We start from the raw sequence: 22,035 nt of genomic DNA, 5'->3' as shown, positions 1-22,035 counted from the left end.
TTGATTTAAAGGCGACTAATAGAGTCGTAGTTGTTCGGTCGGCAGCGGTCGTTGACCCTAAACAAATTCATTACCTGGTTTTCCACTCGGAGTTAAAAATGAAACAACAGATTCTGGTCATTGGTGCAGGTTTCGGTGGCATGTGGACGGCTTTGAGCGCTACGCGTCTGTTCGATATTCACAATCACGACGCCGTTGAAGTGACCGTCCTGGCCCCACAGGCCGAGCTGCGCGTGCGTCCGCGCTTCTACGAACCGAATGCGCATCAACTAGCTGCGCCGATTGGCGAGTTGTTCGACGCGGTCGGCGTGAAGTTCCTCCAGGGCGCCGCCGAAACCATCGACGTCGAGCAAAAACAGGTTGGCTACATTGATGCGTCGGGCGCCAAACAGGTGTGCAGCTACGACAAACTCGTTCTGGCCACCGGCAGCCGTCTGGCGTCGTCCAACACCCCCGGCGTGATCGAACATGCCTTCGACGTCGATCAGATCGAACAAGCCGTGCGCCTGGAAAACCACCTGAAATCCCTCGCCAACCTGCCAGAAAGCAACGCCCGCAACACCGTTGTGGTGGCTGGTGGCGGCTTTACCGGGATTGAAACTGCGACTGAAATGCCCGCCCGCCTGCGAGCGATCCTGGGTGATCGCGCCGACATCAACGTGATCATCGTTGATCGCGGCGAAAAAGTCGGTGCGTCCATGGGCGCTGAAATCAGCCAATCCATCGCCGAAGCCAGTACTGAACTGGGGGTGAAGTGGCAGCTGAAATCGACGGTGGTGTCGGTCGACGAAAACGGTGTGACTTTGGCCGACGGCCAGCGCATCGAAGCCAACACCGTGATCTGGACCACTGGCGTGCGCGCCAGCTCGCTGACCGAACAGATCCCGGGTGAACGCGATAACCTTGGCCGTCTGCACGTGGACGAGCACCTGAAAGTCATTGGCCAGGACGATATCTTCGCGACCGGAGACGTGGCTTATGCAGCCTCCGACGACATCGGCAATCACGCGTTGATGACTTGCCAACACGCCATCGTCCTCGGTCGTCATGCCGGCAACAACGTGGCCGCGCAGATTCTCGGCGTAGACCCGACGCCGTACAGCCAGCCCAAGTACGTGACGTGCCTGGACCTGGGCGCCTGGGGAGCGGTGTACACCGAGGGTTGGGATCGCCAGGTGAAACTGGTGAAGCAGGAAGGCAAAGAGCTTAAAACCCAGATCAACACCGTGTGGATTTACCCGCCAGCGGCCAATCGTGAAACGGCGTGGGCGGCTGCAGATCCGCTGATTCCGATCGCCTGAGGCGTGGAAGTCCGCACAAATAGTGTTGATATATAAGGGCTTACGATTTTAATTAACCGAACGGTGCGCAGAAATATATTGTTTCAAAGTGTTTTAGTAGGTTAATATTGCCCCGCGTTCACCACCACGGTTTATGCATTTTTAAGTCCCAGGCGTCCATCAGCTGCCTGGGATTTTTTTTTGCCTGCGATTTGTCCCTCAAAAGAAGCTGCGATCAAAACGCATATTGCAACCGGGTGTAGTAGTAACCGCCGGTAAAACCGAACGGCGAATAGCTGCCCCAGTTATCGCCGAACGACGAGTTGGACACGCCGATATGGTCCGGGTATTTGTCGAACAGGTTCTGCGCGCCCACGGCCACGGTCAGTTGTTTGCTCAGGGCATAGGCGACGTCGAGGTCGGTGATCCATTTGGCTGAATACTCGCGGTCCAGGCTTGGATCGCTCGAACTGTTGACCTCGGTGTAGGTGCCATAGCGGGTCAGGCGCAGGTTGACGTCGAAGTCGTTGATGCCCCAATCGGCGGCGAAAATCATCTTGCTGCTCGGCGAGGTCTTAGTGATCAGCGCCCGGGATTGGCGGCCCATCAGTTGAAAGTTGCCCAGCGCAGTCAGTTGCTCCGGCGTGTCGTTCACGCTGAGGATCTGCGTGTGGTTGTAGTTCAGCGCCGCCGTCCATTTCACCGTGCCGTAGCGATTCAGGTTCTGCCGATAATTACCCACCACATCGACCCCGGACGTGCGGGTGTTGGCGCCGTTGGTGAAGTACTGCGCGCCCGCCGTGGCCGGCACACCGATGCCGTCGAGCAGGGCGGCCACGCCGGGGCCCTGGAAGCGTTCGCTGAGGACCAGGCGATCACGCAGGTTGATCACGTAACCGTCGACGGTCAGGCTCAAGTCTTCGCTTGGCGTCAGGGCGAAACCGAGGCTGAAGTTGGTCGAGCGTTCGGGTTTCAATGCTTCGGCGCCCAAGGCCTGAGCACCCGCAGAGTCCACCGGCAAGATCACGTAGTTATAGGACTGGTAGACGCCATTGATGGTGTCGAACCCGGTCGAGCGTGCGGTGAAAATCTGGTTCGCCAGGGACGGCGCACGAAAGCCGTTGCTGACGCTGCCGCGCACCGAGAACACCGGGTTGAATTCGTAGCGGGTGCTGAGCTTGCCGCTGCGGGTGCCGCCGACGCCTTCGTTGTAATGCTCGTAACGCCCGGCGACGCCGACGTACCACTGTTCCACCGGATAGAAGCCGAGATCGATGTAGCTGGCGACGCTGTTGCGGCTGACTTTCTGTGCATCTTCAGGGGTGATGCCGTTGGTGACCTGCGCCCCCGGATCCGGACGTTGCCCGGCCCGTGGATGACCGACCGGGAACACGTAGCCGCCATCGATATACGAAGCTTCGGAGCCGGCGCGGGTTTCGTAGCTTTCGCGTCGATGCTCGAAACCGAAGGCCACGTCCACGGGTTTGGCCAGGCCGATCTCGTAGCTGTTTTTCAGGTCGAGGTTGCTGGTCAGTTGATCGGCGATGTAGATGCCGGAAGTAAACTTGTTCGGGGTGTTTTCCCCCAGCGACGGGTTCTGGTTGTCGTAGGTGCGTTGCTTGGCGTAGTTGCGCCCGTAGGTGCTGCTCAAATCCCAGGCCCAACCGCCGAAGTTGTCGCCCTTGGCGCCGAACGCGGACTGGAAGTCGGTTTCGTTGACCAGCCAATAAGGGCTGTAGCCATCGGGATAACCGTTGGGGCCGGTGGTGATGGTGTTGCGCCCGCTGGGCAGACGGAAGTTCTGGCCGTCGTTGTTCTCGCGGGTGGCCACGGTCGAAAACGAATACAGGGTCAGCGCATCGTTCAGCGGCAAGTCGAGGTTGTAGCCGGCATCGGCCAACTGGCTGCGCGGCAAGCCGTAGCCCTTGTAGGTGTGATGGCTGGCGTCGGCTTCGCGCGGGTCGGGCGAGCCGTCGGCCTGCGGGTAGTAATGGGCGCTGTAGCCGTTGCTGCCGGCCTTGTTGTCGCGCTCCTGATAGCGGGTGTCGAGGGACACGTTGAGCACACCCGCCTCACCGACCTGGAAACCATAATTCAGCGCTTCCTGCCCGGTGCCGCGCTTGCCGTCATAACCCTGGCCGAGGGTGGTGTCGGAGCTGCCGCCGGTGGTCTGCTTGAGGATGATGTTGATCACCCCGGAAATCGCATCCGAACCATATTGCGCCGCCGCACCGTCGCGCAGCACCTCGATATGGTCGATGGACGCCACCGGGATCAAGTCCAGATCGCTCGGTGCCGCACCACTGTTGATCCCGTTGATATTCAGCGTGGCGCTGGTGTGCCGACGCTTGCCGTTGACCAGTACCAGCACATGGGACGCGGTCAACCCGCGCAGAGTCGCCGAGCGCACCACGCCGCTGGCGTCCCAACCGGCGCGGTCCGGCAGGTTGAACGAGGGAATGAATTTGCTCAGCGCTTCGAGCAGGCTCGGTTTGCCGACGGAACGCAGTTGTTCGCCGGTCACCACATCGATCGGTGTCGGGCTGGTGGTGACGGTGCGTTGCTCGGCGCCACGGTTGCCGGTCACGACGACAGTGTCGAGGGTCGGCGCACCGGTTTCAGCGGCTTCGAGGCTGAACGAGGTCAGGCTGCAAGCAAAGGACAGCGGCAATAATAAGGGGCGATAAGCAGGTACTTGGCAGTTGCGCATAAAGGTGAAGCTCCTGGATTTCGGGTGTTTTCCGTGTCATTTCTTGCGTGCGGCGACGGCTTCGATTTCCACCAGGCCACCGGGCAGCGGCAGTGCTACGACTTGAATCGCCGTGCGTGCCGGTTTGTTCGGTTGCGCGGTGCTGCCAAAGAACGGCGTATAACCTTCCTGCAAACCGGCGAAATCGAGCTTGTTGCCCTTGGCCGGATCACCCACCAGGAACACCCGCAGTTGCACCACATCGCCGAGGTCCAGGCCCTGGCTTTGCAGTACGCCCTTGAGTTTGTTGAGGATCGAAGTGGTCTGGGTCGCGGTATCGCCATAAGCGGCGAAGGAATCCTTGGGGGCTTTCGGGTCGTGCAGATCGGCGAGCAATCCGCTGACGAACAGCAATTCGGTTTGCGCCGGTACCGACACTGCCAGCGAGATCGGGAAGTTCGAATTGGGCAGGGCGATGCGTTTGATTTCATCGGCCTGGCTGGTGAGGGCGGTGGCGGTCATGAGCAATCCTGTGAGCAAGGTAATGGCTTTCATGGGTTATTCCTTTAAATGAGTCGATGACCTGTGGGAGCGAGCCTGCTCGCGAAGGCGGTGTGTCAGGCAACATTGATGGCGGCTGATACACCGCTTTCGCGAGCAGGCTCGCTCCCACAGGGGTTTGCGCTTCAGGCAGCAACGCCCGATTGAGTGCGCTCCGCATGCCGGCCAATCAGCCCGACAATGCGTCGCGCCGAGTCGGCGGCGCTGTTCTGCCAGATGCCGACGCCGCCGTGGGCGAGGGCGTCGCTGGCCAGGTAGGTGCGGCCCTGGGGTTCGTTGAGAATCTGGTAGGCGCTCTCGCCGACTTCGTCGTTGACGATCCACGGGCCTTTGCTGAACGGCACCTTGGCCCAGTTGATCGCCACCGGTTTTTGCAGTTGCGCACTGTGACCGGGGTGCAGCAATTCGACGGCTTGCCGGGACGAGGCAAACTGTTCGGCGAGGGATTTTTTGCTGAAGGCCTGGGCTGATTCGCTGGTGTTGTAGGCCGCGACCAGAATGCCTTGGGCGCTGTTCAGCCGATCGCTCGGATACCACAGGCCTTTGACTTCGTGATCCAGGTACGAGAGGCCGCCGTAGATGTTGAAGTCGGTTTCCCAGAAACGCGGCGACTGCCAGGCGACTTTGTTGGCCTGATCACTTTGCGCGCTGAGAATCGCTTGCTTGAACGGCGGGCTGAAGTTGCTCGGCAGTTTCGCCAGCAGCGGCAACGGCACAGTGACCACGGCGTAATCGGCGCTCAGGGTTTGCGTCTTGCCAGTCTTGCGATCCCGATAAGTGATGCGGCTGCCGTTCTCGGAAGTTTGGATATCGCTGACCTCGGCGTTGAAGCGCACCGCGTCCTTGAGCTTGTCGTAGAACGCATAGGGGATTCGGTCCATGCCGCCGACCGGTTGGAACATGGTCGAGGAGAACTCGGGGATTTCATCGAACACCAATGCGCCCCAGAGCTTGGGATTGAGCAAGGTTTGCAGTTCCAGCGGTGCGCGGGTCACACCGGTTTGATCGCCTGCACCGGGCACGCGGGTGTAGCCGGAGCGCACCGAACCCTTGTATTGGAAATCGGCGTTGAGGTCGCCGTAGACCTTGAGGAAATTCAACAGTGCCTTGCGGTCGTCGACGCTCAAGTCCTGGTCGAGGGCCTTGCGGCTGACGGTCCTTGCCAGCAATTCTGATAACTGACCGCGCGTATCATTGACCGCTTGGCGCAACTGGAACGCCGGTTTGCTCGGGTCCGGCAGGGCCAGCGCGTTGCGGCTGCTGTTGACCAGCACTTGCAGCTCGACACCCAACTCCCGGCAGTAGCCGAGAATGGTCTGGTGATGGCTGGGAATCCGTGCCGGGCCGGCGTTGAAGAACTGCCCTTCATCGAAGTCGACGGTCTGGCTGACGCCGTCGTCGAAATCGACTTTCGTGCCACGCCGCAAAGTCCAGTTGCGTCCGCCAACCCGCTCGCGGGCTTCGAGAATCGTCACGTTGAAACCGGCCTTGCGCAGTTCATAGGCACTGACCAGTCCGGAGATGCCGGCACCGACGATCACCACGTTTTTACCTTTGCCACTGCTGCCCAGTTGCAACGGTTTGAAGCTCGCGGCTACGGCTTGAGGCGTGAGCCCCAGCGCGCCGAGAGCGCCGACAGCGGCACCATAACCGCCGACAGCGGCGATACGGGTAATCATTTCCCTACGGGAGAAGGCCATGGTTCAGCTCCTTGATGTACTTGCTTTGGTAGGTGTCGATGTTTTCGGAGATCAGAGGTCGTAACGCACCGACAACAACAGGGTTCGTGGGTCGTTGATCGAGTAGTAGCGGGCGCCACTGGACGGCACGTAGCCGACCGATTGCGGGTAGGCGCGGTCGAGCAGGTTTTTCACCGCCAGCGTGGTGGTCCAGTGACCGTCGCTGGAGATGTAGCGGGTGTTGGCGTTCCAGAAGGTCTGCTTGGGGATTTCCTGCACGTCGTCGTTCAACGCGTTGGCGTAGGACTTGGTCTGGAATTGCGCATCGGTGCCCGCCAGCCAGGTGCCGGGCAGTCCGGCCGGGATCGTGTAATTGAGGCCGAGGCTGGCGTTCCAGCGCGGCGAGAACACCAGTTGCTTGCCGTTGGCATCGACCCCGGGGCCGCTGGCGTTTTCGAAGTCGTCATACTGGCTTTGCAGGTAGCCGACGTTGGCGGTCAGTTGCAGGTCGCGGGTCAGGGCGGTCAGGGTTTCCAGCTCGACGCCGTAGGTGTGGGCCTGGCCAACGTTGGTCCGCAGGCTCACGCCCAACGCCGGATCGTAGGCATTGGTTTGCAGGTCCTTGTAGTCGTTGTAGAACACCGCGACGTTGGCCCGCAGGCGCTGGTCGAAGAAGTCACCCTTGAAGCCGGTTTCCCAAGTGGTTACGTCTTCCGGCGAGAACGCCTGTTCGGCGGCAGCGCGGGTTGGTGCGCGGTTGTCGTAGCCGCCGGCCTTGAAGCCTTTGGCGACGTAGGCGTACTGGTTCAGGTGCGGAGTCCAGGCGTATTCGAAGCCGATTTTCGGGCTGGTGGACTGCCAGGATTTGCTCGAATCAGCCGTGAAGTTGGTCCCGGTGATCTGCCGGTTGGTGTTGATCGCGTAGTTGGTGTAATCGAAATTCTTGTGCTCGCGGGTAAAGCGCAGCCCGGCGATCAGCGACAGTTGCGGGGTGATCTTGTAGCTGCCCTGGCCATACAGCGCGTAGCTTTCGGTGTTGGTCGTGCTGTATTGGCCCTGGCCGATCACGCGGTTGCGTGCCACGGAATAGGTAAGGTTGTCGCGGTCGGCTTCGAATTTTTCGCGGTACAGGTACAGGCCGGTGCTGAAGCTGAATTTGTCGTAGTCGCCGTTGAGCTGGAATTCTTGGGTGGCGTAGTCCTGCTTGTAGGTGATCAGGTTGTTCTGGATCAGCGCGGCTTGACCGGAGTTGTCATAGTCCACCGGCTGGTTGAACGCCGAATAGGCACTCACCGATTTGAAGCTCAAGTTATCGTTGATCGTATAGATCGCGCGCAGTACCGAACTGCCTTGATCGAGGCGGTTCTTCGGGTCGAGGCTGCTGTAGGTCTTGAATTTGTCGAAGTGGCCGTTGGCATCAAACGGTGTGTAGCTGGTGGTGTCGCCACGGTCGAAGGTGCCGGCCAGGGTCAACTGCACATCCCACGGCGAATCGATGGGGTTGAAGCGTAACTTGCCGCGATAGGACTGGATGTCGACGTTGTTCACATCCTTGCCGCGCGTCGGGTTGGAGACCGTGCCGTCGCGGGTCAGGCGGATCGCCGAAAAACTGCCGAACAAGGCGTTGTCCACCAGCGGTCCGCTGATCAGGAAGCGGCCGTTCTGCGCGTTGTAATTACCGGCGCCGAGCTCGAAGAAACCACGGGTTTCCTGGGTCGGATCGCGGGTGATCACGCGGATCGCACCGGCGCTGCTGTTGCGCCCATAGAGCGTGCCCTGGGGGCCGCGCAGCACTTCGACGCGCTCGACGTCGTTGAAGTCGAGCATCGAGGAAATTGCCCGTGGGATGTACAGGTCATCGGCGTACACCGCGACCGCGGATTCCTGGATCGGGTCGGTTTCGCCGATGCCGCGAATGCCATAGGTCTGGGCGCTGTATGAGATCGACTGGCGGCTGAGGGTCAGGTTCGGCACTTGCCCGGAGAGGTCGCGGATGCTTTTGATCTGCTTGTCGTCGAGGGTTTTCTCATCGAACGCCGAGATCGCCAGCGGGGTTTTTTGCAGGTCTTCGCTGTGGTGTTCGGCGGTGACCGTGACAACGGGGAGGGCACCATCCTTGGTGTTTTCATCGGCGTGGGCCGACAAGCCGAACAGGGCCAGCGAGACGGCCAGCGTCAGACGGTTTGCAGTGAAGGTGTTGTGCATGGTGAGCCCCAGGTGTGTAAGTGCAGCGTTGGCGATGTCAGGTTTTTTTTAGGCAAAGCGTTGCCGGGGCCATGGTTTGAAAGCCATGGCAGCGGGGGCTTTAGCCGTTTTCAGGTTTTGGGTGTGGCGGTTGACCGTGGAGTGGTGTCGGCCGGAAAAACATGCAGTTCCGTGGGCCTCCACCTGGTCAGGGGTCGGTGATGGTTGTAACAATATTTGTATAATACGGCGCTGTAAAAGTCCGATTAGTTATAAGTTAATTATAAAAAATAGGCATTAAGTTCTGAGTTGAAATGCGTAAAGCTGATGTTGTTGTGGCGGATGATAAAACGCCTTCGCGGGCAAGCCTCGCTCCTACAAGGGAATGCATTCCCCTGTAGGAGCGAGGCTTGCCCGCGAAGGCGGTGGATCGGCCGGACTCAATACCCGCGCGTTACATTCGCCAGATTCTCCGGCGCCAAGCCATTGAGGAAGCGCTCAAGATTGGCCAGGAAACTGTCCGCAATCTCATGCCGACTGTTGCTGGAAATCGCCGAGGTGTGCGGCGACAGGCGAACCCTCGGGTGGGAGTAGAGCGGATGTCCATCGGGTAGCGGCTCGGGCTCGGTGACATCCAGCGAAGCCAGGCCTATCGCGCCGCTGTCCAGCGCTTCAAGCAACGCCCCGTGATCGAGCAAACCACCCCGGGCAATGTTGATCAGGTGCAGGCCCGGCTTGGCGCTGGCCAGCACCGCACTGTTGACGATATGCCGCGTCGCACCGGTCAGCGGCGCAGCCAGCACCAAGTGATCGGCGCGGGCAAACAAGTCATGGATATCCCGCGCGGCCTCGACGCCTTCCACCTCGAACGGCGCCTCACTCTGCCGCAACGCGACCACATTAATGCCCAAGGCATGGGCCTTGGTCGCGAGGCTGCGGCCAATCGCGCCGAAACCGAGAATCCCCAACGTGGTGCCCTTGAGCGGCGTCAGCGCGGTGAAATTCCACTGTGAGTCATGCACCCAGATGTCCGGCAGATGCTTGGCAGCGGCGAAAATCGCGGCCAGGGCGAACTCGGCGATGTTCTCGGCGGCGCTGCCGCGCGAAGTGCTGACTGGCGGTCCGTTGAACAGCCATTTCGGGTAGAAGTCGATACCGGACGACACCACCTGAATCCACTTCAAACCATAGGGCCAACCCGGAGGAGGCGTGTCCGGCGCCAGGTAACCGCGCACGTTGATCGGGCGCGCCAGCAGAATGCTGACCTCGGCCGGCAGGTCGCTAGGCACTCCGGCCGGCACGTCCAATACTTCAGCGCCCGGGTGCGTGAGGGCGAGGCGCTGGCGGATCACCTCATTGAAATCTGCGTCCAGTTGGCTGGCGATCACGAGCTGGCTCATTGGCTGTCCTTTGGCTGGCGCTGGGCGAATACGGCTTTGCCGACGCCTTGCAGCACGGCGTCGTTTTGCGGGGTGTGGACGCGACTGCACAGCACATCGCGGTAATGCCGTTGCAGCGGATTGTGCCGCGACAGACCGGGGTTGCCGGACGCTTCAATGGCCAGCTCGACGGCGCGGATGGCGTTGCCGGTCACCAGGAATTTCAGCTGCGCGGCGTTACTCGCGGGTGTGCGGCCCTCGGCGGCGGCATCCAGCAGGCTGCGATTGGCGAACAGCAGCGTGTCGATATGGCCGACGGTTTCCTGAAAACGCGGCAGGGTCGAGAGTGCCGCACCGAGGTTGGACGGCTTGCGTTGTTCGAGCCAACCGACCAACCAGTCGCGGGCAGCTTGGGCAACGCCGTCGTAGACCGACGACAGCAACACCGACATCCACAGGAAACCATCGCCATCCAGTTCCGGTTGCGGCGCACTCCAGGGGCTGACGCTGACGGCGTGATCCAGCGGCACCAGCACGTTGTCGAACACGACTTCATGGCTACACGTGGCGCGCATGCCGAGGTGATCCCAATCGTCGATGATGCTGATCCCCGGCGTGTCCTTGTGCACCAGCCAGGCGCCGACCAGCGGGTCTTCATCGGTGCTGCGCGCCCAAACGCTGAACCACGTCAGGCCATGGCTGCCGGTGGAATAGATCTTGCGCCCGCTGATGCGCCACCCGGCGGACGTGCGTCGGGCGACGGTCGCCGGCAAACCACCGCGAGCCGGCGTGCCGAGATCGGGCTCGACCCGCAGGGCATTGATCAGCGCGCCGTGCTCGACCGCGTCACGGGCCACTTGCAGGCGCAACGCTTCGGGCCAGGTTTTGCTGTCCTGAAGGCGTGTGTGTTGCAGGTATTGCATCACCAGGATCAACGCTGTCGAGGGTTCACCCTTGGCGATTGCGCTGATTGCCTTGCGTGCCTGAACCAGACTCGCGCCGCCACCGCCGAGGGCTTTGGGCACGGTCAAAGCGACCAGGCCATGCTCGTGCAGCAGCTTGAAATTGTCATGGGGGAAGGCGCCGCTTTCGTCATAGACGTGGGCCGTGGCGCCGAGTTGCGCGCCGAGGGTTTCCAGCAGTGCTTCGAAATTGGCCGCTTCGATAGAGCGCAGCGGCGGGGCGTGTTGAGAAGAAAGACTCATGATGGAATCACTCGATCAAAAATGGCTTGGAATCGATATCTATGCCGGCGCGATCAACTGTGGCGAGGGGGTTTACCCCCGTTGGGTCGCGAAGCGGCCCCAGCATTTTTTCAGTCATACCGTGCCAGCAGGTTTTGCGACTGCTTCGCAGCCGAACGGGGGTAAACCCCTCGCCACAGGGTTTTGCGCTCGGCCTTAGGACTCATAACGGCAACAACTTGAACTGCCGATCCCACAACGGCCCGACATCCAGCCGTTCACTCAGCACCCCGGCATCAAAGAACAGATCCGCGACTTCCTGCTGCGAGGCAATCGCCTGGTCATCCACTTCGAGGACTTTCCACGGCTGGCTGCGGCTGTTGTACATGTCGAGGAACACCGCTTTGTCCACGCCGAGCAACTGCGCGGATTTTGTCGCCCACGGCTCGGGGTTGTTGTTGATCCATTCCAGCGTGCGTGCGGTGCGCTGCACATAGTCCTGAATCGCCTGCTTGCGCAGCGGGTCTTCGAGGGCGGCGGGGCGGGCGGCCATCAGATAGTTGCCGGACAAATAACCCTGCGCGGTCTTCAACACCCGGGCGCCGCTGCGGAATTTCGCCAGTTGGATAAACACCCCATAAATCACCCACGCATCGAGCTGGCCGCTCTGGAACGCACTGAAACCGTCTTGCGGCGTCAGCGCGACTGCAGTGATGTCCTTCATGGTCAAGCCCTGTTCCTTCAGGGCCTTGATCAGGAAATAGTGCGAGGTGGTGGAGCGTACGTACCCGACGCGTTTACCGCGCAACTGGCCGACGGATTCGAGTTTCGAATCCTTGGGGATCAGGAACACTTGATTGTTCACGTCGCCCTGAATCACCGCGATCAGCTTCGGTTGGCGATGGCTCTGGATCGAGAAAATCGGCGGGATTTCGCTCATGGAACCGATGTCCAGGCTGCCCGAGGCCAGCGCTTCGACGATCAGGTTGCCGCCGGCAAATTCCGCGTAATCGACCTTGTAAGGGCGGTTGGCGGTGCCGGCATCTTCGGTGAAATACGATTCCTGGCCGCGATAGGTGGCGACGCCCAGGGTCACGTCCGAGAGCTGGGTGTTTTGCGCGAATGCACGCGGGCTCAAGCCGAGCGAGGACAACCCCAGCGCGCCGACGGCAATCGAACTGGCCGTCAGGAAGCGGCGACGATTGAACTGCCCCTGTGAGATGTTTTTCGTCATGGTCAGGCTCTGGTCAGATAGCGAGTTGCAAGGCGGTTTGCCCCAGCAATTGTTCAACGGCGCGCAATACCGGGTCGGCTTCGGTGCGCACGAGCCAGTCCGGGCTGACCTCGGCGAAGGCCACGCTGCCGTCCCGGGCGATCACCACCACGGTCGGCTGCGGTAACTCCCAAGTGCCGGTGCCGGTGGTTTCGCCGATGCCCTTGCCCTTGGCCAGTGCGGCGTTGCGCGAGGCTTCATCGAAGCTGTAGAGAATGCCCAGGCGCCGGCCGAGCTGGTTATCCGGGTCGCTGGCCACATGCAGGTCGAGGGTGTGGCGGGTCTTGATTTCGATCAGGCGCTCCGGCACTTGCGGGCTGACCGCCACCAGCGGCACCCCCAGTGCATGCAGTTGCGGATAGAGCCGGCGCTGGTAATAGGGCAGGGCGATGTTGCACGCCGGGCAGCCGGCGAAGCGGAAGAAAATCAGCACCGCCGGACCGTTGAAGAGCAATTCGTCGCGACTCAGGCTGCCACCTTCGACCTTCAGCAGAGTGAACGGCTCCAGCGTGTCGCCGACCTTGACGAAATCGTCGAGCCTGGCTTCATTCACCAGCCGTTGACGCTGATCAATATTGACTTGCAGGGCCGCCGGCTCCCAGGTCGCGACGCGTTCGGCATGCAGGTTCGCGAGCAGTTGATTGAGGGATTCGCTCATGCCACTGCCTCGCTTTTTTCGTGAACTTGAGGGGTGGTGTGACGGTTGGCGGGCACGTCGAGCCCGAGGTTGTCACGCAAAGTAGAGCCGCTGTATTCATCGCGGAACAGACCGCGCTGTTGCAGCACCGGCACTACCAGTTCGGTGAAATATTGCAGGCCATCCGGCAGCAGCGAATTGATGATGAAACCGTCGGCGGCGCCTTCTTCGAACCAGGTCTGCAAAGCATCGGCGACCTGCTCCGGCGTGCCGACGAAGTCTCGACGTGGTCGTGAGAAGCGCAGGGCGACCTGGCGCAAGGTCAGGCCTTCGTCCTTGGCCAATTGTTTGATCCGGTCGGACCCACCTTTCTGGCTGTTGGAACCCAGATCACCCAATTCGGGGAACGGTGCGTCCAATGGATACTGGCTGAAGTCATGGTCATTGAACGGCCGGCCGAGGGCGACAATCGCATCCTCGATGCCCACCAGTTCCACCGCTTGCTGGTAACGGCTTTCGACTTCTGCTTCATCGCGACCAACGATCGGGCGGATGCCCGGCAGGATCGACAGTTTCTGTGCATCCCGACCGAAACCGCTGGCGCGTTGTTTCAGGTCCTTGTAGTAGGCGCGGGCTTCGTCGAAGGACTCGGGGCTGACGAAAATCGCATCGGAGTTCTCGGCGGCGAAATTGCGTCCGGCCTCGGAGGTGCCGGCCTGGAAAATCACCGGCTGACCTTGCTGAGAACGCGCAATGTTGAGCGGGCCTTTGACCGAGAAAAATTCACCCTTGTGCTCCAGCGCGTGCAGTTTGCCGGGGGTGAAAAACTCGCCGCTTTGCTTGTCGTAGGCGAAGGCGTCGTCTTCCCAGGAATCCCACAAACCCTTGACCACATTCACGTGCTCCTTGGCGATGCGGTAGCGCACGGCATGCGGCGGATGCTCAGTCTTGCCGAAATTATCGGCGGTGCCGCTGAGCCACGAGGTCACCACGTTCCAGCCGGCGCGACCGCCGCTGATGTGGTCCAGGGAGGCGAACTGGCGTGCGACCTGGAACGGTTCGGTGTAGCTGACGGTGACGGTCGCCACCAGGCCGATATGTTTTGTGGTGGCCGCCAACGCCGAAAGGATGGTCAGTGGCTCGAAGCGATTGAGGTAGTGCGGGCTGGATTTTTCGTGGATGTGCAGGCTGTCGGCGATGAACACGAAGTCGAACTTCGCGCCTTCGGCCAGTTGCGTCTGCTGCTTGTAGAAATCGAAGTTCACACTGGCGTTTGGCCGCGCCTGCGGGTGGCGCCATTCGCCCCAGCCGTGGCCGACGCCATGCACCATCGCGCCGAGTTTCAATTGACGTTGTTTGCTCATGGTTCTACTCCTGAATTAGCGCGATGCCTGGGTGGTGGGGGCACGCTGGGCGTTGAAGCTCTTGTCGAAGCCTTGGGAGACGTCGATGTGTTTGGTCAGAATTCCTTCTTCCTGATAGATGTCCGCAGTGGTTTGCAGGCCCTTGATCACCGTGTCGTCGATGGCGACGGGCTGCATGTGCGTGCCCTTGGCCACGGCGACATGCACGGCCAGCGGCAGGCCAGTGACCTTGGCCTGGGCGGCGGCGTATTCCTCGGGATGGTTGTTGGTCCAGCGGTAGGCGCGATCGACCCGGGCGACGAAATCGTCGAGTTGCTGGCGCTTGCCGGCGATCGCCTGGCTGGTGGCGGCGAGGTACAAATGGTTGGTCAGCAGCGAGTCGCCGCTGGCCAGAACCTTGGCCTGGCTTTGGGTGGTGGCAATCGTGGTGTACGGGTCCCAGGTCGACCAGGCATCAGCGCTGCCGTTGTCCAGCAGGATTCGCGACTCGCTCGGCAACAGGTAGATGAACTGCACGTTGTGGGTGCTCAGGCCGACGCTGCGCAAGGCCTTGATCGCCAGGAAGTGGCCGATGGAACCGCGAGTGGTGACGATCCGCTTGCCCTTGAGGTCGCTGGCGTTGTTCAGCGGCGAATCCTTGAGCGCGAGGATGGCCGTGGTGTAGCGACCCTCGGCATGGATGATGCTGACGACTTTCAGCGGTGCGCCGGCGCCGAGGGCGAACACATAAGGCGCATCGCCGAGGGCGCCGATGTCCACCGCGCCGGCATTCAATGCCTCGCCCAGCGGTGCGGCGGCGGGGAACTCGGAAAACTGGATTTCGTAGGGCACATCCTTCAATTCGCCGGAGACTTCCAGCAGCACTTTGATCGAGGATTTTTGATTGGCCACCAGCAGCGGTTGCAGGTCGGCGGCGTAACTGGCGGCGGTAAAGCCCAGAGTGCAGAAGAGGCTCAACAACAGTGGTTTGAGTGACATGAGATGCTCCAGGCGAGTTGTTGTGCTTCGTATTGCCTCCGCCTGGAGAAGGGGTCGGTCTGGAGTTGACGTTATCTCTATAAAAAGCGCTTGGGAAAGTCTTTCTGGTTATATGCTAATTATTAAGTAAGCTGATTATCGTGATGTTCAATATGAAATAAATGCATTTAGTTGGGGCCGAAACACAAATCCCCTGTGGGAGCGGGCTTGCTCGCGAAGGCGGTGGGTCAGCCAATATCAATGTTGAATGTGAAATCGCTTTCGCGGGCAAGCCTCGCTCCTACAAGGGATCTTTGCCGAGTGCGAAATTTGTGTGCGCAACAGCGCCTGTGTAGGAGCGAAGCTTGCTCGCGAAGGCGGTGGGTCAGCTGCCATCAATGTTGAATGTGAAACCGCCTTCGCGGGCAAGCCTCGCTCCTACAGGGGATCTTTGCCGAGTGCGAAATTTGTGTGCGCAACAGCGCCTGTGTAGGAGCGAAGCTTGCTCGCGAAGGCGGTGGGTCAGTCACTATCAATGTTGAATGTGAAACCGCTTTCGCGGGCAAGCCTCGCTCCTACAGGGCTGTGCGTCAGAAGTTGTACGCCAACCGCGTGTAGTAATACGCGCCGCCAAATCCGAACGGCGAAAACTGTCCGTATTTGTAGCCGCCGGCCCAGTCCTTGATGCCGTTTTTGTCCGGGTACACGTTGAACAGGTTGTTGGCGCCCAACGCTACCGTCAGGTGTTTGGTCAGGTCGTAGGCCGCGTCCAGGTCGGTGATCCATTTGGCGCTGAATTTGCGGTCGTTCACCGGGTTGTTGTCGCCCTCGGTGTAGCTGCCGAAGCGGGTCAGCGCCAGGTTCAGGTTGTAGTCGGTGACTTTCCAGTTGGCGGCCAGGATCAGTTTCGATTGCGGCGTGGCGACGGTCAGGTCCTTCTGCAGACGGCGGTCGAACAACTGGTAGTTCGAGCCTAGGCTGGTGAGTTTGGCCGGGTTGTCCTGGAGTTTTTCGATCTTGGTCTGGTTCCAGTTGTAGGCAGCGCTCCAGCGCACCTGGCCGTATTCATCCAGTTGCTGGCGGTACTCGTTGATGATGTCGATGCCGCGTGTCCGGGTGTCCACCGCGTTGGTGTAGTACTGGGCGAACAGGCCCGGCGACAAGCCGTTGGCGACCAGAATCTGCGAAACCGCCGGGCCGCCCAATAGGCTGGTGGAGACGATGCGGTCGCGAATACCGATCTGATACAGGTCTGTGGTCAACCGGTAGTTGGCCGTGGGGTCGTAGGTGAAGCCGAGGCTGTAGTTCAGGGATTTTTCCGGCTTGAGCTTTTCCGCGCCCAGGGCCTGAGCCTCCGGAGTGTCGACCGGCAACACCTTGACCGGCACCGAAACCTGCTCGCCATTCACCACGCCGCCGGAAGTGAAAGTCGACGAGGCATAAATGGTTTGCGCCAGGGACGGGGCGCGGAAGCCGTTGTTGACCGTGCCGCGCAGGGCGAAGGCGTCGGTGATTTTGTAGCGGGTCGAGAATTTGCCGCTCCAGGTGCTGCCGATGTCCTGGGTGTAATGCTCATAACGCGCCGCCGTGCCGACGTACCATTTATCCGTCACGTCCAACCCCAGATCGACATAACTGGCGACGTTGCTGCGACTGATTTCCCCGGCGTCGGCGGTGCTGGTGCCGTTGTAGGAGGCCAGGCCCGGCAGCGGCGTACGGCCGGCAAACGGTCCGCTGGGGATCACATAATCTCCGGGGGTGTAGGACGCGAAGTCACCCGGCTCAATCTGGTATTCCTCCCAGCGGTATTCGAAACCGAATGAGGTTTGCAGCGGATTTTTCAGGCCAATGTCGAAACCGCGACTGAAGTCGAGGTTGTTGGTCCACTGATCGAAAATCTGCGACGCCAGGTTGAACGAGGTCGGGCTGGTCGGCCCCATGGACGGATTCAGGGTGTTGTTCGCATTGAGGGTCGAATCGTCCTCGCCCCAGGTCGAACTGGCGTCATAGTTCCAGCCGCCGACCTCACCCTTGAAGCCGCCCGCCACCTGGAAGTCGATGGTGCGGTTGCGCCGTTGCGCGTGCACGCCGTCGGGGTAGGGCGTGTTCGGATCGCCGGCCAGGGACGTGATGTCGTTGGGGCGATAGTTGCCGGTGACCTTGGTGGTTTCCATATAGCTGGCAGTGGAGAACGAGTAGAACTTCAGATCATCCTGAATGGGCAATTCGAGGTTATAGCTGGCGTTGGTGACCTTCTCCCGGCCCAGCCCGTAACTCGGGTTCCAGCCGTGGCGATTGACGGTCTGGTCGCGGCTGTCGGGGAAACCGGGTGATGAATAAAGATTGCCGGTGGCACTGCCGGTACGGTCGAAGGGTTCCTGTTCCTTGCTGTCCAGCGCCAGGTTGGCGAAGCCGTCATTTGGCAGCGCCAGACCATAGTTGACCGTCTGGTGCACCGTGTCGCCATCGCCACTGCCGTAACGTCCGAACGAGGTTTCGGCACTGCCGCCGCTGTCGTTTTCCTTGAGAATGATGTTGATCACCCCAGCGATGGCGTCCGAGCCATATTGCGCCGAGGCACCGTCGCGCAGCACCTCGATATGATCGATGGCCGAGACCGGAATCAGGTCGAGGTTGACCGGCACCGCCGCCGTGCCGATGCGCGCCAGGTTGTTGATCAGCGCGGTGTTGTGCCGGCGTTTGCCGTTGACCAGCACCAGCACCTGATCCCCGGACAGCCCGCGCATGGTCACGCCGCGCACCGACCAGGACGTCCCGCCGCCATTGATCGCCGGCAGGTTGAAGGAGGGCAGCAGGCGTGCGAGCAGTTCCTTGAGGCCGACCTTGCCGCTGGCTTGCAATTGCTCGGCGCTGATCACATCGATCGGCGAAGGGCTGTCGGTGATGGTGCGCGGTTGATTACCGCGGTTGCCGGTCACCACCACGGTGCTCAGGGTCTTGTCCGGTTCGCTGGTTTCGGCATGCACCTGGAGGCTTGCCGTCAGCAGGCTCAAGGCTGCTGCGGCGTAGTAATCGTATTTCACTCGGGAGCTGGATGAGGTCATGACGCGAATTCCTGAAAGATTGCACGCACAGGCAAAAATGCCGATCAGCTAAAAATCGCCAGCCAGACAGGCTCCCGTAGCAGCTGCCGAGGCACGAGGCTGCGTTCGGCTCGTAGCAGCTGTCGAGGCACGAGGCTGCGTTGGGCTGCGAAGCAGTCGCCAAACCTGAGCACGCGGTCTGCCTGAAACACCGCGTCGCCTGGTTTCACGACTGCTGCGCAGCCGAACGCAGCCTCGCAGGCTCGGCAGCTGCTACGGGGCGTGTGGTGGCTAGTTGATCGGCATTGGGTTGCCGGGTCTTTTCTTGGGGTTTGGGTCAGGCCGCGTTGGCGCGTTTTACCCGATGGGGAATGTCGTCATAAGCGATGAGCACCCGTTCCATGCGGCGCGGATAATCGCCGTAGTTGTAGACCGGGTAGTGCAGCGTCGAGCGGTTGTCCCAGAACGCCACGGAGTTTTCACGCCACTTGAAGCGCACCTGATGCTCGGGCTTGTTGAATTCCAGCAACAGCCGATCGATCAGTTGCTTGCTCTTTTCCGGCGTCCAGCCGATCACCGAAGGGTTCTGCGAGAAGTTGATGAACAGGCCGTCCTCGCCGGTTTCCGGGTGGGTGCGCACCAGCGGATGCGCGAGGATCGGGTAGTCGTAGCCGACCTTGTCCAGGGCCTTTTTGAAGTCGTGGACCACATACACGTCGTCAATTTCTGCGCGCAGGTCATCCGGCAAGGCGCGATACACCGCGCCGGTGTCGGCCCACAAGGTATCGCCGCCCACCGGTGGCAAATCCACGGCGCGCAATATCGCGCCGAGGGTCGGGCGCAGCAGCCAACTGGTATCGGTGTGCCAACGGCCGCTGATCTTCGGACCATAAAGCTTGCGTTCATCCTGGGCTTGAATCAGGTGCGCTTGCGGTTGCGTCGGGTCGTTTTGCTGAGTGGTCGGGTGCACGTACAGCTCACCGAATTCCCGGGCGAAGGCGATCTGCTGTTCGGTGCTGATCACCTGGTCGCGGAAGAAGATCACTTTGTGTTCCAGCAGCAACTGGCGCAGCTCATCACGCAGGGCTGGGGTCAGTGGCTGGCTCAAGTCGATCCCGGAGATTTCGGCACCGATGGTCGGTTCCAGGCGAGTGACGTGCAAGGTTGGTTGCGGCTGTAAATCAGTGCGGTGCAAGGCAGAAGGCATGGTGAAACTCCTCTCGGTTGTGGGTTCAGCCTCCGCCTGGAGAGGGGTCGGATGTTTGTGTGTGTGACGGGTTTTTGTAGCAGCTGTCGAGCAGCGCGAGGCTGCGTCCGGCGGCGAAGCCGTCGTGAAATCGGGCGACGCAGTGTTTCAGATAAACCGCGTGCACAGGGTTTGCGACGGCTTCGCCGCCGAACGCAGCCTCGCGCTGCTCGGCAGCTGCTACAACGGGTTGTTGTTAGATCACAAAAAAGCCATGGGTGGCGTCGCGGGCCAGTTGCGCGACCAGGCCATATTCCCAATCCAGATAAGCTTGCATCGCTTCGCGCGGGCTGTCGGTGCCTTCGTACGGACGGCGATAGCGGTCGATGCGCGGCGAAGCCAGGTGCGTTTCGCCTTCCTCCAGCGGCAGTTGCGCGGCGATCCAGCTGGCCGTGCCGCCCTTGAGCAGGAAAACCGGTTTGCCGGTCAGGGCTTCGACATCAGCCACGGCCAGCCGCGCCAATTGGCTGCTGCCACAGGTCAGGACGTAGCGTTCTGCCTTGGGGACATTGGCCAGCGCTTCCCGCAACTGCCCGCGCAATGCCCACCACGCGCCGGGGATATGGCGTTTGACATAGTTGGCGCTGCTGGTGAAATCCAGCACCACGACGTCGCCATGGGGCAGCCACTCGGCCAGGGTTTCGGGGCTGATTTCCTCGGCTTGCTGCGGTGCGGGGACCGGCGCCTGCCAGGCACCTTTTTCGCTGAAATGCGCAGGCTGCGCATCGTCCAGCACATGCACCTCCCAACCCAATTGCGAGAGCCAGGACGCCGACATGTTGGCGCGCACGCCGTCGTCATCCACCAACACCAGACGCGCACCGCGCACGCTGGCGAAGTGATCGGTTTCCTGCACCAGTTGCCCGCCGGGTGTCGAGCGCGCAGCGGGCAGGTGACCCGCTTCGAATTCTTCCGGCGTGCGCACATCGAACAGGTAAGTGCTGCGGGTCGATTCCTGCTGCCAGCGCTGAAGATCCGCCAGGCTGGCGCGACCAACCAAAGCCTTGTCGGCAACGCGACGGGCATCCTGAGCGGCAACGTGACGGTGTTCTTCGCTGGTCGGCGCAAACCGCCGCGACTGACCGTGTTGCAGTTGTTGACCGGCGAGGGTCCAGCCGATGGTGCCGTTACGCAAGGCCGACACCGGGTTCGGAATGCCTGAATTGATCAGCGACTGAGTGCCGATAATGCTGCGGGTACGCCCGGCGCAGTTGACGATGATCCGCGTCGCCGGGTCCGGCGCCAGTTCGCGGGCACGCAACACCAGTTCCGCGCCCGGGACGCTGATGCCGGTGGGAATGCTCATGGTCTGGTATTCATCGAAGCGCCGGGCATCCAGCACCACCACGTCTGCTTCGCTGTCGAGCAGCGCTTGGACCTCTTCCGCCGCCAGAGACGGTGTATGACGCTGGCTCTCTACCAGTTCGCCAAAGGCTTTGCTCGGCACGTTGACGTCGATAAACAACTCGCCACCGGCCCGGCGCCAACCGTCCAGGCCACCTTCCAGCAGGGCGACATTCACATAGCCCAAACCTTGCAGGCGCTGCGCGGCGATCTGTGCCAACCCTTCGCCGTTGTCGTAGACCGTCACGGCGGTGTCGAGCCGTGGAATCCGCGAATACACCTCCAGCTCAAGTTTCGACAATGGAATATTGGCCGCGAACAACGGGTGCGCCTCGGCGAAAGGCGCCTCTTCACGCACATCCACGAGGGCCAGTTCTTCCTTCTTCAGCAGAGCCTTGCGAATGTCGGCGAAGGTGCGGGTCAGTACGTTGCTCATAGGGCTTGGCTCTCTTTGGACAGATCCCAGATGTTGGGGAGAAAGGCGTTGGAATAACCGGAGATAAACAGTTTTTCGCTGCCGTCGGGCTGATACACCGCGCGGCGCACGGCACCGATATTGGCGCCGTAGACATGAATGCTGATCGAGACCTGATCTTCAAACGCGTTGCTGACTTGATGGATGTCGCCAATCTTCGGCGACACGGCTTCGACCTGACCGGGTTGCAACAGAATCCGGTTGCCCTCGGGCACCAGAGTGCCGTCGGTGTGACGGGCGAACCCCTGGGAATATTCCGCACCGCGCAATATGCCGATCAGGCCCCAGACCCGATGATCGTGGATCGGCGTGCGTTGTCCCGGCCCCCAGACAAAACTGACCACACTGAAACGCTGCCGCGAATCGGCGTGCAGCAGGTATTGCTGATAGCGCTCCGGGTCGGGGCGGGCAAAATCTTCCGGCAGCCAGTCGTCATGGCTGACCAGTTGGCCGAGCAGTTTGCCGCCGCGATGCAACAGGTCACCCTCGCGCGGGTTGCTGTCGATCAATTCCGCCAGGGCGCCTATGAATGCTCTGAGTCTCTCCGGGTGTCGGGCCTGGGTCATGGCGATTCCATCGTTGGTTTCGAAGGTTGTTGTGGTTATCTAAGCATAATGATTAGTCTTAATATGCAATTTTTATATGATTAGGTTATAGCTGAAAGGAATTTAGAACTCGATTGAATAGCGTTAATCGTTATCGATATGGGCACCTGAAGCTTCGGGCTATCCAGATGCCA

General features: G+C 60.8%; 15 protein-coding genes. 1 reads left to right on the top strand and 14 read right to left on the bottom strand.

The genetic code is table 11. From position 1 onward, the window contains the following. Positions 1–98 precede the first annotated feature (98 nt). The gene (locus ACIOYV_RS06850; RefSeq protein WP_401322106.1) at positions 99–1,301 is read left to right on the top strand and encodes an NAD(P)/FAD-dependent oxidoreductase; all 1,203 of its coding nucleotides are present in this window, start codon (positions 99–101) and stop codon (positions 1,299–1,301) included. A 214-nt stretch (positions 1,302–1,515) separates the two neighbouring features. On the opposite strand, the gene ACIOYV_RS06845 is transcribed toward ACIOYV_RS06850, so the two are convergent. The 14 genes from ACIOYV_RS06845 to ACIOYV_RS06780 form a co-directional block, all read right to left on the bottom strand. Further along, entirely contained in the window at positions 1,516–3,990 is a 2,475-nt protein-coding gene (locus ACIOYV_RS06845) for a TonB-dependent receptor plug domain-containing protein (protein ID WP_401322103.1), read from the bottom strand. A 36-nt stretch (positions 3,991–4,026) separates the two neighbouring features. Next, positions 4,027–4,524, bottom strand: coding sequence for a RidA family protein (locus ACIOYV_RS06840; protein ID WP_054614442.1), 498 nt, complete (start codon positions 4,522–4,524; stop codon positions 4,027–4,029). Between the two features lie 131 nt (positions 4,525–4,655). Next, the gene (locus ACIOYV_RS06835; protein WP_401322100.1) at positions 4,656–6,230 is read right to left on the bottom strand and encodes a flavin monoamine oxidase family protein; all 1,575 of its coding nucleotides are present in this window, start codon (positions 6,228–6,230) and stop codon (positions 4,656–4,658) included. A 51-nt stretch (positions 6,231–6,281) separates the two neighbouring features. Next, a complete protein-coding gene (locus ACIOYV_RS06830) occupies positions 6,282–8,414 on the bottom strand; it encodes a TonB-dependent receptor (RefSeq protein WP_054050691.1) in 2,133 nt (710 codons plus the stop codon). A gap of 419 nt (positions 8,415–8,833) precedes the next feature. Next, a complete protein-coding gene (locus tag ACIOYV_RS06825; protein ID WP_401322097.1) occupies positions 8,834–9,793 on the bottom strand; it encodes a D-isomer specific 2-hydroxyacid dehydrogenase family protein in 960 nt (319 codons plus the stop codon). Then, positions 9,790–10,977: an acyl-CoA dehydrogenase family protein gene (locus ACIOYV_RS06820; protein ID WP_401322095.1), complete on the bottom strand. Its 1,188-nt coding sequence runs from the start codon at positions 10,975–10,977 to the stop codon at positions 9,790–9,792. The genes ACIOYV_RS06825 and ACIOYV_RS06820 overlap by 4 nt, the downstream gene beginning before the upstream one ends. A gap of 202 nt (positions 10,978–11,179) precedes the next feature. Next, positions 11,180–12,190 carry an ABC transporter substrate-binding protein gene (locus tag ACIOYV_RS06815; protein WP_401322092.1) on the bottom strand — a complete coding sequence of 337 codons (1,011 nt, stop codon included), beginning with the start codon at positions 12,188–12,190 and terminating at the stop codon, positions 11,180–11,182. A gap of 13 nt (positions 12,191–12,203) precedes the next feature. Then, positions 12,204–12,887: a peroxiredoxin-like family protein gene (locus tag ACIOYV_RS06810; RefSeq protein ID WP_401322089.1), complete on the bottom strand. Its 684-nt coding sequence runs from the start codon at positions 12,885–12,887 to the stop codon at positions 12,204–12,206. Further along, on the bottom strand, positions 12,884–14,230 hold the full coding sequence (locus ACIOYV_RS06805; RefSeq protein ID WP_401322086.1) for an LLM class flavin-dependent oxidoreductase: 1,347 nt from the start codon (positions 14,228–14,230) through the stop codon (positions 12,884–12,886). The genes ACIOYV_RS06810 and ACIOYV_RS06805 overlap by 4 nt, the downstream gene beginning before the upstream one ends. A 15-nt stretch (positions 14,231–14,245) precedes the next feature. Continuing rightward, on the bottom strand, positions 14,246–15,208 hold the full coding sequence (locus ACIOYV_RS06800; RefSeq protein WP_401322083.1) for an ABC transporter substrate-binding protein: 963 nt from the start codon (positions 15,206–15,208) through the stop codon (positions 14,246–14,248). Between the two features lie 569 nt (positions 15,209–15,777). After that, positions 15,778–18,252 (bottom strand): TonB-dependent receptor plug domain-containing protein, encoded by a 2,475-nt coding sequence (locus ACIOYV_RS06795; protein ID WP_401322081.1) that lies wholly within the window; start codon positions 18,250–18,252, stop codon positions 15,778–15,780. Positions 18,253–18,568: 316 nt separating this feature from the next. Next, a complete protein-coding gene (locus ACIOYV_RS06790; RefSeq protein ID WP_401322078.1) occupies positions 18,569–19,438 on the bottom strand; it encodes a TauD/TfdA dioxygenase family protein in 870 nt (289 codons plus the stop codon). 235 nt (positions 19,439–19,673) lie between these two features. Next, complete coding sequence (locus ACIOYV_RS06785; RefSeq protein WP_401322075.1) at positions 19,674–21,257, bottom strand: rhodanese-related sulfurtransferase; 1,584 nt, start codon at positions 21,255–21,257, stop codon at positions 19,674–19,676. Next, positions 21,254–21,862 (bottom strand): cysteine dioxygenase, encoded by a 609-nt coding sequence (locus ACIOYV_RS06780; protein WP_401322072.1) that lies wholly within the window; start codon positions 21,860–21,862, stop codon positions 21,254–21,256. The genes ACIOYV_RS06785 and ACIOYV_RS06780 overlap by 4 nt, the downstream gene beginning before the upstream one ends. Between the last annotated feature and the right edge of the window lie 173 nt (positions 21,863–22,035).

It is taken from the genome of Pseudomonas sp. NPDC087342 (assembly GCF_044744265.1).
Lineage (GTDB): Bacteria > Pseudomonadota > Gammaproteobacteria > Pseudomonadales > Pseudomonadaceae > Aquipseudomonas > Aquipseudomonas nunensis.
This window is presented reverse-complemented; position numbering and strand designations above follow the sequence as displayed.

Coding starts and splice junctions, on each gene's coding strand:
- ACIOYV_RS06785 (WP_401322075.1), bottom strand. CDS start 21,257: ATGAGCAACGTACTGACCCGCACCTTCGCCGACATTCGCAAGGCTCTG.
- ACIOYV_RS06790 (WP_401322078.1), bottom strand. CDS start 19,438: ATGCCTTCTGCCTTGCACCGCACTGATTTACAGCCGCAACCAACCTTG.
- ACIOYV_RS06830 (WP_054050691.1), bottom strand. CDS start 8,414: ATGCACAACACCTTCACTGCAAACCGTCTGACGCTGGCCGTCTCGCTG.
- ACIOYV_RS06820 (WP_401322095.1), bottom strand. CDS start 10,977: ATGAGTCTTTCTTCTCAACACGCCCCGCCGCTGCGCTCTATCGAAGCG.
- ACIOYV_RS06805 (WP_401322086.1), bottom strand. CDS start 14,230: ATGAGCAAACAACGTCAATTGAAACTCGGCGCGATGGTGCATGGCGTC.
- ACIOYV_RS06795 (WP_401322081.1), bottom strand. CDS start 18,252: ATGACCTCATCCAGCTCCCGAGTGAAATACGATTACTACGCCGCAGCA.
- ACIOYV_RS06810 (WP_401322089.1), bottom strand. CDS start 12,887: ATGAGCGAATCCCTCAATCAACTGCTCGCGAACCTGCATGCCGAACGC.
- ACIOYV_RS06825 (WP_401322097.1), bottom strand. CDS start 9,793: ATGAGCCAGCTCGTGATCGCCAGCCAACTGGACGCAGATTTCAATGAG.
- ACIOYV_RS06800 (WP_401322083.1), bottom strand. CDS start 15,208: ATGTCACTCAAACCACTGTTGTTGAGCCTCTTCTGCACTCTGGGCTTT.
- ACIOYV_RS06835 (WP_401322100.1), bottom strand. CDS start 6,230: ATGGCCTTCTCCCGTAGGGAAATGATTACCCGTATCGCCGCTGTCGGC.
- ACIOYV_RS06815 (WP_401322092.1), bottom strand. CDS start 12,190: ATGACGAAAAACATCTCACAGGGGCAGTTCAATCGTCGCCGCTTCCTG.
- ACIOYV_RS06845 (WP_401322103.1), bottom strand. CDS start 3,990: ATGCGCAACTGCCAAGTACCTGCTTATCGCCCCTTATTATTGCCGCTG.
- ACIOYV_RS06780 (WP_401322072.1), bottom strand. CDS start 21,862: ATGACCCAGGCCCGACACCCGGAGAGACTCAGAGCATTCATAGGCGCC.
- ACIOYV_RS06850 (WP_401322106.1), top strand. CDS start 99: ATGAAACAACAGATTCTGGTCATTGGTGCAGGTTTCGGTGGCATGTGG.
- ACIOYV_RS06840 (WP_054614442.1), bottom strand. CDS start 4,524: ATGAAAGCCATTACCTTGCTCACAGGATTGCTCATGACCGCCACCGCC.